Consider the following 16,791-nt stretch of genomic DNA (forward strand, 5'->3'; position numbering starts at 1 on the left):
TTCCGATCGGCGGCGTGGTGGCCCTTGGCGCGCCTTGGCTCGATCAGCGTTCGCGCTGAGACCGTCTCCGAACGAGGCGCGGGTCCCCTCTCCCGAGCGGGAGAGGGACAGGGATGAGAACGATCCGGAAGAGGCGCGACCCAAACGCGCGTCGATGGCGGGCTCTATTCTGATCCTTCTCGACCCTCACCCCAACCCTCTCCCGAACGGGAGAGGGAGCCTGTCGCGCCTACATGAACGGACGTGCGTATGGCCGTCCTCTTTCAGTCGGCCCTGCTTCAGCGCCCGAACCGCTCGAATTTCGGGAAGCTGCGCGCCATCATCAGCCCGACCTCGGCGCGGTGGCCGAGCCACTTCTCCAGCACCGACGCGTTGGCGAGCCGGCCCTCCGGTGAGCCGTCCTGCCAGGGCAGGCCGTCCGCCAGCTTGAACACGTGCGCGTCGAGCAGCCCGCCGCTGCGGCAGCGCTGGAGGCGCACGCCCTTGCCGCGGGCGAGTTCGGCCACCTCGGAGATCGGGAAGATCAGCAGCAGTTTTTCCGTATTGACCACCGCGACGTGGTCGCCCTCGGCCGGCACCAGCACCGCCGCGGTGGCGTCGCCGTCGAGGCCCAGAACGTTCTTGCCCTTGCGGGTGTTGGCCACCAGCGCGTCGGCGGGCGCCACGAAGCCGCGCCCGTCCGAGCCCGCGATCAGCAGCTTGGTCTCGGGCCGGTAGGGCAGCGCCGCCACGATCTCGGTGCCGTCGTCGAGGTCGGCCATCAGCCGCACCGGGTCGCCGAAGCCGCGCCCGCCCGGTAGCTTCGAGGCTTCCAGCGTGAACACCTTGCCGTTCGTGGCGAGCAGCAGGATCTTCTGGGTGGTCTCGGTGGGGAAGGCGATCTTCAGGGTGTCGTCGCCCTTGAACGCAACGCCCGAGAGGTCGGCGACGTGGCCTTTGAGCGCCCGGATCCAGCCCTTGGTGGAGACGATCACGGTGATCGGCTCGCGCTCGACCAGGGCCGCGGTGAAGTCGATGCCGCCGACATCCGGGGGGCTCGCCAGCGTCGTGCGGCGCTTGCCGAGCTTGGTCTCGGGCCCGAAGGTCTTCTTCACGGCGCGGATCTGCGCCTGGATCGTCTTCCACTGCGCCGGCTCGGAGGCGAGCAGGGCGTCGATCTCGGCCTTCTCGGCGGTGAGCGCGTCGAACTCGCGCTTCAACTCCATCTCCTCCAGCTTGCGCAAGCTGCGCAGGCGGGTGTCGAGGATGGCGTTGGCCTGGATCTCGGTCAGCTCGAAACGGGCCATCAGGGCGGCCTTCGGCTCGTCCTCCTCGCGGATGATGCGGATCACCTCGTCGAGGTCGAGATAGACGATGAGCAACCCGCCCAGGATCTCCAGGCGGCGGTCGATCTGGCCGAGGCGGTAGCGCGAGCGGCGCTGCAGGACGACGCGGCGGTGGTCGACCCATTCCCGCAGGCACTCGGCGAGCCCGATCACCTTCGGCACGAGGCCGCCGACCAGGACGTTGAGGTTGAGCGGGATCCGCGCCTCCAGCTCGGTGAGCCGGAACAGCGATTCCATCAGGATCACCGGATCCACCGTGCGCGAGCGCGGCTCCAGCACGACACGCACGTCCTCGGCGGATTCATCGCGCACGTCGGCGAGCAGCGGCAGCTTCTTCTCCTGCAGCAGCTCGGCCATCTTCTCGATCAGCCGGCCCTTCGGGATGCCGTAGGGGATCTCGGTGACGACGATGTTCCAGGTGCCGCGGCCGAGATCCTCCTTGGTCCAGCGGGCGCGGACCCGGAAGGCACCGCGGCCGGTGCGGTAGGCCTCGGCGATCGACTCGGCCGAATCCACCAGGATGCCGCCGGTCGGGAAGTCCGGCCCCTGCACGAACTTCGCGAGCTGCCCGGACGTCGCCTCGGGATGGTTGATCAGGTAGAGCGCCGCGTCGCACAGCTCGGCGGCGTTGTGCGGCGGGATCGAGGTCGCCATGCCGACCGCGATGCCCTGGCTGCCGTTGGCGAGCAGGTTCGGGAAGGCCGCCGGCAGGACGATCGGCTCCTCCTTCTCGCCGTTGTAGGACGGCCGGAAATCGACGGTGTCCTCGTCGATCCCGTCGAGCAGGAGGCGGGCGACCTCGGTGAGCCGCGCCTCGGTGTAGCGGTAGGCGGCCGGACCGTCGCCATCGATGTTGCCGAAATTGCCCTGCCCGTCGACCAGCGGGTAGCGCTGGGCGAAGTCCTGGGAAAGCCGCACCAGGGCGTCGTAGATCGCCTGGTCGCCGTGCGGGTGGAAGTCACCCATCACGTCGCCGACGATCTTGGCGCATTTCTTGTGCGCGGTGTTGGGGTCGAGGCGCAGCAGCCGCATCCCGTAGAGGATGCGCCGATGCACGGGCTTCAGCCCGTCGCGGGCATCCGGCAGCGCCCGGTGCATGATCGTGGACAGCGCATAGGCGAGGTAGCGCTCTTCCAGCGCGGATTTCAGCTCGACGCTCTCGATCCCGTCGCCGGACGGCGGCTCGAAGGGCTGGCCCATGACGGCTCCTGTCTCAGGGCGGGGCCGCCGACCGGCAGCGCCGCCTTTCCGGATGGTTCGTCAGTCCGGGGCACCGAAGGCGAGCCCGGAATCCAGAACCACCGACCCTGTCCGAGGAGGCGGACGAACCTTGCGGGTCGAGCGATTCTGGATTCCGGGCTCCGCTTCGCGGCCCCGAAACGACGGGATGACACAGCCCGGGTAGAGCCGCGCTCAGACCCGGGCGCGATTAGAACATAGCGCGAACATTACCCGGCCTCTCGGCCGAGCGCAACGAATCGCGCCCGCTCCTCGGACGGCGCGAGGCCCCGAGGGCCCCAGACGTGCCGGTCGAGGAAGTACCCCGTCAAGGTAAACCCTTGGGCAACGCCGTCCGGACCCGGGGATCCGCCGGCGAGCAGGAAGGTTGGAAGCGCGAGAAGACGGTCCCGATAGGGCTCGCCCGCCGAGGCGCTGACCGCCCGGCCGCTCTTCGGCGAGACGTAGGCGAGGGCGTCGTTGCCGCCGGTGGCGGCGCAGGCTGTCAGGTCCAGGCCGAAACCGAGCTCCGACAGGATGGCCAACTCGAACCGCACCATCAGGGGCGGCGCGATGGCGGGGTCGTCGAGGTGCTCGACGAGGATCCCCGCCGCCGCGTAGAGCGCCGGATGCGGGTCGCGCTCGGGGAGGAGCCGCAGCAGCGCCGCGAGGTGTCCGATGCCGTATAGGGCCAGGCTCGATCCGATCAGCCGGGAGACCTGCGTCTCGAGGGGCTCCACCGCGTAGGCGCCGAGGCCCTCGTCGAGGCGCGCCCGCCAGGTCAGCCGGACCCGGTTGCCGGGCTGGAGCACCGGCTGCATCCGCCGCGAGCGTCCGCCATGGACGAGGCCGAGATGGCGTCCATGGGCCTCGGTCATCGCCTCCAGGATGACGCCGGTCTCCCCGTGCCGGCGCAGGCCGAGCACCAGGGCGTCGTCGGTCCATTGCATCGAACGTCGCGTCGTGAGGTGAAAGGGGCGCGGCGCGCGACGGGCGCGTGCCGCTCGTTCTCCTCATATAGGGACCCGCAGCCTTCGGCGCTGTCCAGCCTCAGGCAGCCTTGGCCGGTTAGCGAGGGCCGATGCCGCCCCGCGCCGCTCTTGCCATCATCTTCGCCCTCGCCTCCGCCGGCGCGCAGGCCGGGCCGCGCAAACCGAAGCCCGCGGCCGAGGACGTGCCCTCCCCGGCCCTCCTCCAGCGGATCGCCGCCCTGGCGCTCAAGCAGGTCGCCTTCGGTTCGGTCTCGCTGCTGCCGGTGCGGTTCGAGGGCAGCCGGATCGCCGGGCCGATCGCGGAGGGCGGCCGAGTGATCTACTGCGTGTCGGGCCGGATGTACGGCCGGACCTTCGGCAAGCCCGAGCGCCCGAAGGTGACGTTGCTCTACGAGGCCGACCGACTCACGGTGCTCGACGACGACGAGGTCTGCACCGGCCACCGCACCCGGCCCTTCCCCGAACTCGACGCGCTGGGCAACAAGCCGTGAGGCCGCTGCGTTGAGGGCCATGCCCTGCGCGCCCGCCCGCACCCTCGACCTCAGCCTCGACCTGATCGCCCGCGCGCATTCCGTCCCGGTCCCCGACGACCCGAGCGCCCTCGACGTGCTGTCGGATTCGGAGTTGCGCCCGGGCCTGGAGGCGATCGTCGCCGGGCGCGAGGGCTGCGATCTCTGGGTCTTCGCCTACGGCTCGCTGATGTGGAATCCGGAATTCGAGGTCGCCGAGCGCCGGATCGGGACGGTGCGCGGCTTCCACCGCCGGTTCTGCCTGCTGCAGCGCCGGTTCCGCGGCACGCCGGAGCGGCCGGGCTTCGTCCTGGCGCTGGACCGCGGCGGCCTCTGCCGGGGCGTCGTGTTCCGCCTGCCCGGGATGGAGATCCGCGAGGCGCTGATGCCGGTCTGGCGCCGGGAGATGCGGGGCCGGGGCTACGTCGCCCGCTGGCTGCCGGTCGCCACCGAGACCGGAACCGTGTCGGCGCTGACCTTCCTGGCCAACCGCGCCAGCGACCGCTACGCCGGCCGCCTCTCGGACGCCGAAATCGCGGAAAAGATCGCCGCCGCCTGCGGGCACAAGGGACCGAGCGCCGAATACCTGTTCCGGACCGTGGACGCCTGCGAGCGCCTCGGCATCCGCGACCGCCATCTCTGGAATCTCCAGGCCCTCGTGGCCGCGCGGCTGAGGGTCTGCGCTCCGGGGGCGTGAGGTTCAGGTCCAGGCCCGCTTCATCACCACGGCGACACGTCCGCCCGCATGCTCGGCATCCGGGTTGCGCGGCTCCCGGATCCCGGGGGCGCGGCCGGTGGTGACGTAGACCAGCAGGGTGAGGGCGAGCAGGATCTTCGTGCGCATGGCGACGCTCAAGCTTGAGCGCCGGTGCATAGGATCGATCGCTTTTTAAGGAGTTGCTGCGGTGCACACGGACGGGATCGCGGCCCGGTTCCTGCGGACGTGGTGAAGGAAGGGTTGCGGGCCGGCCGCGATCGTCTATGCCGCCGGCCCGGGAAGTCCACAGGTGGAGGATGAGATGCGGCTCCGGATCGGCGTAGCTCTGGCGGTCGTCGGCATCGCCGCTGTGGCTCTCCTGGCGGGGCCGCTGAGCCGCGGCGACAGGCTGTCCGACATCCTCACCGGGCGGACGCCGCTGCTCGCCGGCGGCACCCGGGCGCCCGGTGGCGGCGCGAACCTCACCGGCACTGCCGACCTGGGGACGGATCAGCGTCCGGCGACCCTTTACCTCGCCTGTGATCCGGGCGGGACCGGCCTGTCGGCGGCGCTGACGGTGCCGCGCTTCGCCGAGCTGGCGCCGCGCTTCGACTTCGCCGGGCTCGAAGGCTCCGGCAGCGCGACGCCGCTCACCGGCATCCTCGTCTCCAGTGCCGGCAGCGTGCGCTCCATGCGGATGCCCGTGCAGGGCGCGGCGACCGGGGCGGATTCGGGCTTCACCCTGACGGTGACGGGCGCCCGCCGCGGCGAGGATCCGCTGCGCGGCCTCGCCGTGGCGCTCACCCAGCCCGGCACCAAGCTCACCTGGACGCAGGCGAGCCCGCGCTCCGGCGATCCGGCCCTGACGGCGGTGTTCACGGTGGCGGAGAGCGACGCCGCCGCGCTGAAGGGCGCCCTCACCGGCTGCCTGGCGGCCCCGTTCTAGCTCACCTCCACCTGCACCACCCCCGGCACGGTCCGGAGCTGGCCGGCGAGCGTCGGCGTCGCCTGGAATTTGCCGGGCAGCCGGATCTCCACCTCGCGGCTGCCGCCATCGAGCTTGAGGATCAGCGACACCTCGCTCTCGCCGCGCATCGACAGGCGCTGCTGCACGGGGGCGATGCCGCGCGGGTCGCTCAGGTGGATGCGGATCCCCTTCTGGTGGCGGGCCACCGCCTGGTCGAGGGGCTCCGCGGTGAGGATCCGGGCGCGGACATCCTCGCCCTCCAAATTCGCCTGGAGCTGCAGCACCAGCGGGCGGCCCGGCTCCAGGATGTCGCGGTACTGGCCGAGCCCCTCGGAGAAGATGATCGCCTCGAAATGCGCGGTCCGGTCCGAGAGGGTGACGATGCCCATCTTGTTGCCGGTCTTGGTGCGCCGCTCCGCCCGGTCGAGCACGGAGGCCGCCACCCGGCCGACGCTGGAGGTCCCAGCCCGCACCGCGCGGCAGAAATCGGTCCAGCTCTGCACCCGCAGCTTGTCGAGCAGGTCGCCGTACTCATCCAGCGGATGACCGGAGATGAAGAACCCGATCGCCGCGTATTCCCGCTTCAACGTGTCGGCCATCGGCCAGATCTCGTGCGGGGGGATCCGCAGGGACACGTCGTCCGCCACCACGCCGCCGAACATGTCGGTGACGCCGGTCGATTCCGCCTCCGCCGCGCTGGCGGCGAGCTTCATCATCGGCTCCACCGCCGCGAAGGCGCGCGCCCGGTCGGGCTCGATGCAGTCGAGTGCCCCGGCCTGGACGAGGCTCTCCAGGGTGCGCTTGTTGATCTGCCGCGGGTTGAGGCGGCGGGCGAGGCAGGCCAGGTCCTTGAACGGCCGGTCGCCGCGGGCCTCCACCAGCGCCCGCACCGCCTCCCGGCCGACGCCCTTGATGGCGGCGAGCGCGTAGAAGATCTTGCCGTCGCGCACCTCGAACACCTCGCCGGAGGTGTTGATCGAGGGCGGCTCCACCGTGATCTTCAGGCGCTGGGCGTCCTGGCGGAATTCGGCGAGCTTGTCGGTGTTGTCGATGTCGAGGGTCATGGCGGCGGCCAGGAACTCGACCGGGAAGTTCGCCTTGAGATAGGCGGTCTGGTAGGTCAGCAGCGCGTAGGCCGCCGCGTGGCTCTTGTTGAAGCCGTAATCGGCGAACTTCGCCAGAAGGTCGAAGATCTCGTTGGCCTTGGCCTTGCTCAGCCCGCGCTCGGTGCAGCCCTTCAGGAACCGGTCGCGCTGCGCGTCCATCTCGGCGCGGATCTTCTTGCCCATGGCGCGCCGGAGCATGTCGGCCTCGCCGAGCGAGTAGCCTGCCAGGACCTTGGCGATCTCCATCACCTGTTCCTGGTAGACGATGATGCCGAAGGTCTCCTTCAGCATCGGCTCCAGCTTCGGATCCGGGTACCAGGACGCCTCGTTTCCGGCGTCGCGGCCGAGCTTGCGCTCGCAATAGACCGGGATGTTGGCCATCGGGCCCGGGCGGTAGAGGGCCACCAGCGCGATGATGTCCTCCAGCCGGTCGGCCTGCATCTCGCAGAGCGCCTTGCGCATGCCGGCCGATTCCACCTGGAACACGCCGACCGTCTCGCCCCGGCCCATCGGCCCGTAGGTGTTCGGATCGTCGAGCGGCAGCGACGCGAGGTCGATCTCGATGCCGCGCTGCTTCAGGAGATCGGTGCAGCAGCGCAGCATGGTCAGGGTCTTGAGGCCCAGGAAGTCGAACTTCACCAGCCCGGCCTGCTCGACCCACTTCATGTTGAACTGGGTCACCCGCATGCCGGTCTTCGGGTCGCGGTAGAGCGGGACCAGCTCCTCCAGCGGCCGGTCGCCGATCACCACGCCGGCCGCGTGGGTCGAGGCGTGCCGGTGCAGGCCCTCCAGCTTCTTGGCGATGTCGATGAGCCGGCCGACGATGGGCTCCTCCTCCATGGCCTGCTGGAGCTTCGGCTCGCCCTCGATCGCCTGGGCGAGGGTCACGGGGTTGGCCGGGTTCTGCGGCACCAGCTTGGTCAGCTTGTCGACCTGCCCGTAGGGCATCTCCAGCACGCGGCCGACATCGCGCAGCACGCCGCGGGCGAGCAGGGTGCCGAAGGTGATGATCTGCCCGACCTGCCCCTCGCCGTAGCGCTGCTGCACGTAGCGGATCACCCGCTCGCGGCCCTCGACGCAGAAGTCGATGTCGAAATCCGGCATCGAGACGCGCTCGGGGTTGAGGAAGCGCTCGAACAGCAGGCCGAAGCGCAGCGGGTCGAGGTCGGTGATCAGAAGCGACCACGCCACCAGCGAGCCGGCGCCGGAGCCGCGGCCCGGACCGACGGGGATGTCGTGGTCCTTGGCCCACTTGATGAAGTCCGAGACGATCAGGAAGTAGCCCGGGAACTTCATCGACACGATGACGTCGAGTTCGAAGGCGAGGCGCTTGCGGTAATCCTCCTCCGAGAAGCCCGGCGCCGTGCCGTGCTGCTTCAGGCGCAGCTCCAGCCCGGCCTCGGCCTGCCGGCGCAACTCGGTCGGCTCGTCGGCCGAGACCGCCTGCACGCCCGTGTCCGCCGCCTCCGCCAGGGCCTCCGCCATGGGAGGCGTCTCGCCCGCCGCCACGGCGCCGAAATTCGGCAGGATCGGCTTGCGGGTCCGCGCCCGCACGGCGCAGCGCATGGCGATCTCGACGGTGGCCTGGAGCGCGTCCGGCAGGTCGCGGAACAGCGCGGCCATCTCGGCGCGGGTCTTGAAGGCGTGGCTCGGCGTCAGCCGGCGGCGGCGCTCGTCGGAGACGACGCGACCCTCCGCGATGGCCAGCAGGGCATCGTGGGCGTCGTAATCGTCGGGCTTGGCGAAGTAGGGCTCGTTGGTGGCGACGATCCCGAGGCCGTGGCGGCCGGCAAGGTCGAGAAGTGCGGTCTCGACCCGTCCCTCTTCGGGCAGGCCGTGGCGCTGCAACTCGACGTAGAGCCGGTCCTCGCCGAATGCCTCCTTGAGCCGCTGCAGGCGGCCGAGGGCCAGTTCCGGCCGCCCGGCCCGGAAGGCGGCATCGAGGGGCCCCGACAGACCGCCGGTGAGGGCGATCAGTCCCTCCGAGGCTCCGACGAGGGCCGCGGCGTCCAGGCGCGGCGCTTCGCCGAGCGCCGTGTCGAAATAGGCGCGGCTCGCCAGCCGCAGCAGGTTGGCGTAGCCGGCCTCGTCCTGGGCCAGGAGCACGATGCCATGGTGCGTCGGCGCCTGGCGCTGGTGCGGATCAGCGGCCTCGAACGCCACCGAGAGCTGAATGCCGGCGATCGGCTGGACGCCCTCGCCGGCCGCCTTCTCGGAGAATTCGAGCGCCCCGAACAGGTTGTTGGTGTCGGTCAGCGCCAGGGCGGGCTGCCGGTCGGCGACCGCGGCCTTGATCAGGGAGCCGACCTTCAGCGCCCCTTCGAGCAAGGAATAGGACGAGTGGACGTGGAGGTGGACGAATCCGACCTCCTTGAGCTGGCGTGGCATGGCCGACCTTGTTCCGGGGTCGGCCAGCATCCCCGCTCGCCGGCTCCAAGTCGACGTGTGCCGGGCCGACGAAAGGCGATATCCACCGGTCGTGCCCCGGAAGCACCAGTTCCGGTCAGGCCTGTGGATTATCGGCCGCGCCGGGCGGATCGCCTGTGCATAACCCGTCCATCGCAGGAACCGGGGGCGCCTTGGAAAAATCCGGCTAACGAACCGGTGCCAAGGCTATCGCCCAGGCGCCGACCGCCGCGAACAACAGCCCGAACGCCATGAACTCGACCATCCCGGTCAGGACCAACCGCTTCAGCATCGACCTGCCTCCCGTGTTCCGGTCCTAGTATGTTCATGTTTTGTTCCAATGGAAGGGCGTTCGGGCCACAAACCGGCGCCCGCTTATCGGTACAGTAAAAAGTGTCTTGATGCGGATCGGGCGGGCTGGCATGCCCCGCCTTCGAGACGAGCTCGTCACCGCTTGGGGGGTTCGAAGGAGTAAGCCATTCCCGCGCACCGGACGGTCGAACGGTTCGACGTCGCCCTCGTGGCCGTCGGCACGCACGGTGACGTGCTGCCGTTCATCGCGCTGGGTCACGAACTCCTGAAGCGCGGTCACGGCGTCTCGCTGGCGGCCCCGGCGCCCTTCGAGGCGATGGCCCGCCGGGCCGGACTCGCCTTCCAGCCCCTGGGTACGGTCGCGGATTACGAGGCGGTGATCCGCCAGCCGGATCTGTGGCACCCGCAGCAGGGCTTCCGCCCGATGTTCGATTACGCCCTGCAGGTGGCCGAGCCGGCCTGCCTGTGGCTCGGTGCGACCCGCGCCCGGGGGATCGACCTGCGGGTGGTCGCCTCGCCGCTGGGTTGGGGCGCCCGGCTCGCGCAGGATCTGTACGATCTCCCGACCGCGACGCTGCACGTCATGCCGTTCCTGATCGAGAGCCGGTACGATCCGCCGCGCCTGCCGGGCCTGCCGCTGCCGCGCGTCCTGCCGGCCTCCCTGCGGGCCTACGTGAATCTCGGCGTCGACAAGGTGGCGGTCGGCCCGTTCACGCTGCCGCCGCTCAACGCCCTGCGGGCCCGCCTCGGCCTCGATCCGGTCTACCGGCTGCGTCACTGGTGGAACAGCCCGACCGGCATGCTCCTCATGTTCCCCGACTGGTACGCGGAGCCGCAGGCCGACTGGCCGGGTCAGGCGGTGCAGCTCGGCTTCCCGCTGGTCGACCGGTTCGGCGACGTGGCGGCCATGCCGCCGGAGCTGGAGGCGTTCCTCGCGGCGGGCGACCCGCCGATCGTGTTCACCTACGGCTCGGCCATGCGCCAGGGGGCCGGCTTCTTTGCCACCGCGGTGCGGCTGTGCCGGCGGATGAACCGGCGCGGCGTCCTGCTCGCTCCCCAGGGCGGCCAGATCCCGAAGCCGCTTCCGGCCGGGATCATCCACCTGCCCTACGCGCCCCTGAGCGCCCTGTTGCCGCGCAGCGCGGCCCTGGTCCATCACGGGGGCGTCGGCACGGTGGCGCAGGCTTTGGCCGCGGGGATCCCGCAGCTCGTGGTGCCCGTGGCTTTCGACCATTTCGACGAGGGGCGGCGGCTGAAGGACCGCGATCTCGGCGCCACCTTGAGCCGCCGCGCCTTCCGTCCCGCACGGGCGGCGCGGGTGCTGGGCCGGCTGCTCGCCGATCCCGCCGTGGCGCGGGCCTGCGCGGCGGCCCGGGCACGGATGGCGGGGAGCTCCGACGCCATCATCGACGCCTGCGACTACGTCGAGAGACTGATGCCGACCGAGGCCGGTTCCGGCCCCTCCGTCGCTCCCTGACCGCACCGGTCGCGCGGGGCGGCCCGAACGCGAGCGGCGCCGCCCCGGGGGGGGCGGCGCCGTCTGCTTACTGGCCGAGCAGAGTCGTGGCCGAGCCGACGAGCGTCATGAGCAGGCCGCTCACGAAGGCACCGATCATGACGTAGGAGAGAGCCTTCAGCTTCATCTGTCCTCGCGTCGGATCAGCAGCGGTAACCGCCGGCGGTCTGGCCGTACTGCTTCACCGGCCGGGTCTGCTGATCGGCGTTGCCTTCGGCGGCCGAGCTCATCGGGCAGCCCACGTAGTTGGGATTGTCGTGGACACCGAGGCCGAGGGAGCCGGTCGTCTCAACCTCGTAGGGAGCGAAGCCGGTCCAGCGCGCGCCGTTCTCCGCCAGAGCGGACGAGATCGGAGCGGCACCAAGAACAAGAGCAGTGACGGCGGCGGCGATACGGGTCTTCATGGCAGGGCTCCAGAGATCACGCAGTACAGGCCGGTTGTTCGGCTCTGTTTTATCTAGCGTGATGATAAGATAGGGAGCCGGTGTCTTCCGTGACGTGACTCGCCGCACGCGACGGGACGGATTAAAAATCGTGTGCATTTATGGACGCGTGAAGCCAGGCATGGGCTTCGCCGACCGCGCGGGCGGGGCGAACCGCGGGGTTGAAGGACCGCCCGCATGGCGCGTTGGGGGTGACGTCCGGGCGCACGAAGTCCGCCGCCGCCTTGACCGGGAGCGATCTTGAGCCGAGCCCGTCCGCGTCGATGCGCGCGCCGCCGCGCGCGCCGATCCGCGGACACACGGGACGGTCCGTGCGGACGCGTCGCCGGACTCAGTCGAGCTGCGTGATCAGCCCGTCGCGGATGGTCACCCGCCGGTCCATCCGGGCGGCCAGCTCGAGGTTGTGGGTTGCGACCAGAGCGGCGAGGCCCGAGGCGCGGACCAGCGCCATCAGGACCGAGAAGACATGGCCTGCCGTCCCGGGGTCGAGATTGCCGGTGGGCTCGTCGGCCAGCAGGAGGCGCGGGCCGTTGGCCACCGCCCGCGCGATGGCGACGCGCTGCTGCTCGCCGCCCGACAGCTCGGCCGGGCGGTGCGGGAGCCGTTCCTTGAGGCCCAGGAAGCTCAGGAGTTCCGTGGCGCGGGCCTTCGCCTCCGGACCCTTCAGACCGCGGATGAGCTGCGGCATCACCACGTTCTCCAGGGCGGAGAATTCCGGCAGGAGATGATGGAACTGGTAGACGAAGCCCATCTCCTCGCGCCGCAGACGGGTGCGCTCGGCATCGGCCATCGCCGCGGTGGGATGGCCGCCGATAAAGATCTCGCCCCCATCCGGCCGCTCCAGAAGGCCGGCCAGATGCAGCAGGGTCGATTTGCCGGCGCCCGACGGCGCCACCAGCGCCACCAGTTCCCCCGGCCAGATCGCGAGGTCAGCCCCGCGCAGGATCTCCAGGGCACCTTCGGCCTGGGGATAGCGCCGCTCGACGCGGGAAAAGAACAGGGCCGGGACCGGCTGGTCGCCGGTTGTCTGGCTCGACTCGCTCATCGGATGCGGCCCGTCAGCCGTAGCGGAGGGCCTGCACCGGATCGAGCCGGGCGGCGCGCCAGGAGGGATACAGCGTCGCCGCGAGCGACAGCAGCAGGGACGTGATCACCACGGCGGTGATCTCCTTCGGATTCATCTGGGCCGGGATCTCGGCGAGGAATCGCACGGTCGGATCCCAGGCGCCGGGAAACAGCACGTGCTGGATCGGCTTGATGTTCAGGGTGATCAGGACGCCCAGCGCCAGCCCGCTCAGCGTTCCGACGACGCCGATCAGGGCGCCGTTGATGAGGAACACCCGCATGATCGTGCCGGGCGTCGCCCCCATGGTGCGCAGGATCGCGATGTCGCTCGACTTGTCGCGCACCAGCAGGATCAGGCCGGAGACGATGTTGAGCGTCGCCACCACGACGATCAGGCTGAGGATCAGGAACATCACGTTCCGCTCCACCTCCAGCGCCCCGAAGAAGGTCCGGTTGCGCTGGCGCCAGTCGGTGAGCAGGATCGGGCGCTCGGCCGCCATCTCCAGGGGCTCGCGCATGTCGCCGACATGATCGGGATCGTCGACATAGATCTCGATCATGCTGACGTCGCCGTCCCTGTTGAAGAACGCCTGCGCCTCGGCCAGGGGCATGAACACGAAGGTCTGGTCGAACTCGGTCATGCCGACCTCGAACACCGCCTTGACCGTGTAGCTCTTGGTCCGCGGCGCCGTTCCGAAGGGGGTCGACGAGCCCTTGGGCGTCACCAGCGTGATCGTATCTCCGGCCTGCAGGCCGAGGGTGTCGGCGAGCCGCCGGCCGATCAGCACGCCCGTGCCGTCGTCGAAGCCCTCCAGGGTGCCCCCGCGGATCGCCGAGGATACCGCCGCCAGGGCGTCGAGGTCGGCGGCCCGCACGCCGCGGATGATCACGCCGGAGCCGCCATATTGCGACGACGCGAAGGCCTGGCCCTCCACCAGCGGCACCGCGGCGCGCACGCCCGCGACCTTCGACAGGCGCTCCGACAGGTCGGTCCAATCGTTGAACGGCCGGTCGATCGGGGTGGCGAACAGGTGACCGTTGATGCCCACGATCTTCGAGAGCAGCTCCGCCCGGAAGCCGTTCATCACCGACAGGACGATGATCAGCGTGGCGACACCCAGCGCGATGCCCAGCACCGAGAAGAACGCCACCACCGAGACGCCGCCGCCCCGTCGGCGGGCGCGCAGGTAGCGGCCGGCGAGGATCCACTCGAACGGTGCGAACGGGGCAGTGGTGCCCGCACGGAACGACGCCGCGAAGGTCCTGACCCGGTCCAGCGCCGCTGATGCCGCCATCGGCACGCCTCAGACGCGCCGGATGCGTGCCAGCAGATCGACGATGGCGAGGCTCTCGCGCTCGCCCCCGGCACGCCGCTTCAGCTCGACCTTGCCCTCCGCCAAGCCCTTCGGCCCGACGATCACCTGCCAGGGCAGGCCGATCAGGTCCGCGGTGGCAAACTTGGCGCCGGGGCGCTCGTCGCGGTCGTCGTAGAGCACCGACAGGCCGGCGGTCTCGAGATCCGACTGGATCTGCGCGCAGGCGGCATCGGTGCCGGCATCGCCGACCTTCAGATTGATCAGGGCCACGTCGAACGGCGCGACCGAGTCCGGCCAGATGATGCCGGCCTCGTCGTGGCTCGCCTCGATGATCGCCGCTACCAGCCGGCTCGGACCGATGCCGTAGGAGCCCATATGGACCGGCCGCTCGATCCCGTCCGGCCCGGCGACCTTGGCGCCCATCGGCTCGGAATACTTGGTGCCGAAATAGAAGATGTGCCCGACCTCGATGCCGCGTGCCGCGAGGCGGCTGTCCTCCGCAACCTCCGCAAAGGCCTCCGGCTCGTGCATCTCCTCGGTGGCCGCGTAGTGCGAGGTCCAGGCATCGACGATGCCCTGGAGGGCGGCGACGTCGTCGAAATCCACGGTCTCCGGCGGGATGTCGAAGTCGAGATAGGCCTTGTCGCAGAAGACCTCGCTCTCGCCGGTCTTGGCCAGGATGATGAACTCGTGGGACAGGTCGCCGCCGATGGGGCCGGTATCGGCGCGCATCGGGATCGCCTTGAGGCCGAGCCCGGCGAAGGTGCGCAGGTAGGCGACGAACATCCGGTTGTAGGCGTGGCGGGCGCCGGCCTGGTCGAAATCGAACGAGTAGGCGTCCTTCATCAGGAACTCGCGGGAGCGCATCGTGCCGAAGCGCGGCCGCACCTCGTCGCGGAACTTCCACGAGATCTGGTAGAGGTTCTTGGGCAGGTCCTTGTAGGAGCGCACGCTCGCCCGGAAGATCTCGGTGACCATCTCCTCGGCGGTGGGGCCGTAGAGCATCTCGCGCTCGTGCCGGTCCTTCAGGCGCAGCATCTCCTTGCCGTAGGCGTCGTAGCGGCCGGATTCCCGCCACAGCTCGGCGGATTGCACCGTCGGCATCAGGATCTCGATGGCGCCGGAACGGTCCTGCTCCCGCCGGATCACCGCGCAGACCCGCTCCAGCACCCGCAGGCCGAGCGGCAGCCACGCGTAGATGCCGGCCGACTCCTGACGCACCAGGCCGGCGCGCAGCATCAGCCGATGCGAGACGATCTCGGCTTCCTTGGGCGTCTCGCGCAAGGTCGGCATGAAATAGCGGGAGAGACGCATGTCGTCAGAGTCTTGGAAGAGGATCGGCCGGGAGGAGCCGCGGCGCGCCGGCACACAACACGCCGGAGACACAAATTACAAGCACTGCGCGACCACGGCGGGGCGTAATCGCGGCGAACCGGAGGCGGCGGCCCGGCCGCGGTTGGGCCGCTGCCTAGGCGGAAAGCGGTATGCCCATTTGCCGGCAAGAAAGCGCAGATTTTTCTCGCAGACCCGGTGACAACACGAATTGTTGTTCCTATAAGCGTCCGGCGATGTTTGCGACGCCCGGAAGAGGTGGCGCAAGGTCCGAGTCTCGGGAGGAAAAGCGACCGCTCCGCAGCCAATGCGTGGGATATTCAAAGGTCGAGCCATTGAAGCTTGAAAGCAAGGCCTCGGGCCTTGCTTTTTTTATTCTTGGCGGCGGGGTGCGTTGCCCCGTCCACCGGGCGCTTGTCGAGGGACAGCGCTGAAGGCCGCCGGAGGCGACCCGTTCAGCACCGAGAGCCGGGCGGGTCCCGACCCTTCGACCCCCGGGAGACAAATGGTCGCCGTCAGACCGCTGCGTGCGGCGGGCCTATCCCTCCGATGACGTCCCGCACGCATCGCCCGGAGGCGTGAGCCCGGGCATGGGCCTGTCTTACCGCGAGCTCGGAGAAACCCCCGGCCTGAGCCGTCCTACAGCCCGGCCAGGGGGAACACCGCCAGGGCGATCAGGAAAGCGGCCCCTGCGACCAGCGTCGTCCAGATGGCCTTCTCGCGCAGCCGCGGCGCCGCCGGAGCGCCGGGATCCTGGCCCGGGACCACGTGGGTGGGCCGCGTCTCGGGCTGGTTGCGCAGGGGCAGGACCGCGAAGAGCAGCGTCCACCAGACCACGAAGTAAAGGGCGATCGCGCCGCCCACCGTCAGCTTGAACAGGCTCACCGCCGCGGCCACGAAGGCGGCGATCAGCACGGTGATCACCGCCAGGGTCACCGGCGTCGAGCGGGCCAGGCTGTGCATCATCCGGCTCACACCTGCTCCAGCTCGACCAGGGTTCCCAGGAAGTCCTTGGGGTGAAGGAACAGGACCGGCTTGCCGTGGGCTCCGATCCGCGGCTCGCCGGTGCCGAGGACCCGGGCGCCCTGGGCCTTGAGCTTGTCGCGGGCGGCCAGGATGTCGTCGACCTCGTAGCAGACGTGGTGGATTCCACCGCCCGGGTTGCGGGCCACGAAGGCTTCGATCGGCGAGCCCTCCCCGAGGGGGGACATCAGCTCGATCTTGCTGTTCGGCAACTCGACGAACACGACCGTGACACCGTGCTCCGGCTGCGGGAGCGGCGGGGTGATCGTGGCGCCGAGCGTGTCGCGATAGACCGCGCAGGCGGCGTCGAGATCCTGTACGGCGATGGCCACGTGATTGAGACGGCCGATCATGTTGCTTCCTCCCCGTTCGCGTACCGATCGGCAGGCCGCTGCTTCCAGGCGCACCCTCATCCTCGGGCCTGCGCGAGCCGCCGCGAAGGCGCCCGCCAAGGAACGCCCCGAGGAACGCGCCAAGGATCGCGCGTCCCGCTGGAGGGCGCCCCTGAGACCCCCTGTGCAGGGGTCTCAGGATGAGGGTCTGGACCGGACCTGCCGTGGTCCG

The 16,791-nt window shown here is 70.1% G+C and carries 14 protein-coding genes; 4 read left to right on the forward strand and 10 right to left on the reverse strand.

Features of this window, described 5'->3' with window-relative positions; translation table 11 throughout:
• Positions 1 to 278 precede the first annotated feature (278 nt).
• Both parC and recO read right to left on the reverse strand, forming a co-directional pair.
• Complete coding sequence (parC, locus tag BM396_RS19760) at positions 279 to 2,525, reverse strand: DNA topoisomerase IV subunit A (RefSeq protein ID WP_043381925.1); 2,247 nt, start codon at positions 2,523 to 2,525, stop codon at positions 279 to 281.
• A gap of 248 nt (positions 2,526 to 2,773) precedes the next feature.
• Positions 2,774 to 3,493, reverse strand: a complete 720-nt coding sequence (gene recO / locus BM396_RS19765) for a DNA repair protein RecO (protein ID WP_043381924.1) — start codon at positions 3,491 to 3,493, stop codon at positions 2,774 to 2,776.
• A gap of 131 nt (positions 3,494 to 3,624) precedes the next feature.
• Between recO and BM396_RS19770 the strand changes: the two genes are divergently transcribed.
• Both BM396_RS19770 and BM396_RS19775 read left to right on the forward strand, forming a co-directional pair.
• Positions 3,625 to 4,026 carry a hypothetical protein gene (locus BM396_RS19770; protein ID WP_043349603.1) on the forward strand — a complete coding sequence of 134 codons (402 nt, stop codon included), beginning with the start codon at positions 3,625 to 3,627 and terminating at the stop codon, positions 4,024 to 4,026.
• Between the two features lie 19 nt (positions 4,027 to 4,045).
• Positions 4,046 to 4,741, forward strand: a complete 696-nt coding sequence (locus tag BM396_RS19775; protein WP_043381921.1) for a gamma-glutamylcyclotransferase — start codon at positions 4,046 to 4,048, stop codon at positions 4,739 to 4,741.
• Positions 4,742 to 4,744: 3 nt separating this feature from the next.
• Here the strand turns inward: BM396_RS19775 and BM396_RS32865 are convergent, their stop codons facing one another.
• Complete coding sequence (locus BM396_RS32865) at positions 4,745 to 4,888, reverse strand: hypothetical protein (RefSeq protein ID WP_164706385.1); 144 nt, start codon at positions 4,886 to 4,888, stop codon at positions 4,745 to 4,747.
• 175 nt (positions 4,889 to 5,063) lie between these two features.
• Here BM396_RS32865 and BM396_RS19780 point away from each other — a divergent pair, with 175 nt between their 5' ends.
• The gene (locus BM396_RS19780; RefSeq protein WP_043349609.1) at positions 5,064 to 5,687 is read left to right on the forward strand and encodes a hypothetical protein; all 624 of its coding nucleotides are present in this window, start codon (positions 5,064 to 5,066) and stop codon (positions 5,685 to 5,687) included.
• Here the strand turns inward: BM396_RS19780 and dnaE are convergent.
• The gene (gene dnaE / locus BM396_RS19785; protein ID WP_043381920.1) at positions 5,684 to 9,202 is read right to left on the reverse strand and encodes a DNA polymerase III subunit alpha; all 3,519 of its coding nucleotides are present in this window, start codon (positions 9,200 to 9,202) and stop codon (positions 5,684 to 5,686) included. The genes BM396_RS19780 and dnaE overlap by 4 nt on opposite strands.
• Positions 9,203 to 9,740: 538 nt before the next feature.
• Here dnaE and BM396_RS19790 point away from each other — a divergent pair.
• Positions 9,741 to 11,009, forward strand: a complete 1,269-nt coding sequence (locus BM396_RS19790; protein WP_043354256.1) for a glycosyltransferase — start codon at positions 9,741 to 9,743, stop codon at positions 11,007 to 11,009.
• A 182-nt stretch (positions 11,010 to 11,191) separates the two neighbouring features.
• Here the strand turns inward: BM396_RS19790 and BM396_RS19795 are convergent, their stop codons facing one another.
• The 6 genes from BM396_RS19795 to mce form a co-directional block, all read right to left on the reverse strand.
• Entirely contained in the window at positions 11,192 to 11,452 is a 261-nt protein-coding gene (locus BM396_RS19795; RefSeq protein WP_043354255.1) for a hypothetical protein, read from the reverse strand.
• Positions 11,453 to 11,822: 370 nt separating this feature from the next.
• Positions 11,823 to 12,536, reverse strand: coding sequence for an ABC transporter ATP-binding protein (locus BM396_RS19800; protein ID WP_043354253.1), 714 nt, complete (start codon positions 12,534 to 12,536; stop codon positions 11,823 to 11,825).
• Between the two features lie 13 nt (positions 12,537 to 12,549).
• Positions 12,550 to 13,851 carry a lipoprotein-releasing ABC transporter permease subunit gene (locus BM396_RS19805; protein ID WP_043381918.1) on the reverse strand — a complete coding sequence of 434 codons (1,302 nt, stop codon included), beginning with the start codon at positions 13,849 to 13,851 and terminating at the stop codon, positions 12,550 to 12,552.
• A gap of 9 nt (positions 13,852 to 13,860) precedes the next feature.
• Entirely contained in the window at positions 13,861 to 15,186 is a 1,326-nt protein-coding gene (gene proS / locus BM396_RS19810; protein ID WP_043381915.1) for a proline--tRNA ligase, read from the reverse strand.
• Between the two features lie 657 nt (positions 15,187 to 15,843).
• The gene (locus BM396_RS19815; protein WP_043381913.1) at positions 15,844 to 16,170 is read right to left on the reverse strand and encodes a DUF1467 family protein; all 327 of its coding nucleotides are present in this window, start codon (positions 16,168 to 16,170) and stop codon (positions 15,844 to 15,846) included.
• A gap of 5 nt (positions 16,171 to 16,175) precedes the next feature.
• A complete protein-coding gene (mce, locus tag BM396_RS19820; RefSeq protein ID WP_043381911.1) occupies positions 16,176 to 16,580 on the reverse strand; it encodes a methylmalonyl-CoA epimerase in 405 nt (134 codons plus the stop codon).
• Positions 16,581 to 16,791: the final 211 nt, after the last annotated feature.

The sequence above is a fragment of the Methylobacterium sp. UNCCL125 genome (assembly GCF_900116795.1).
Taxonomy (GTDB): Bacteria; Pseudomonadota; Alphaproteobacteria; order Rhizobiales; family Beijerinckiaceae; genus Methylobacterium; species Methylobacterium fujisawaense.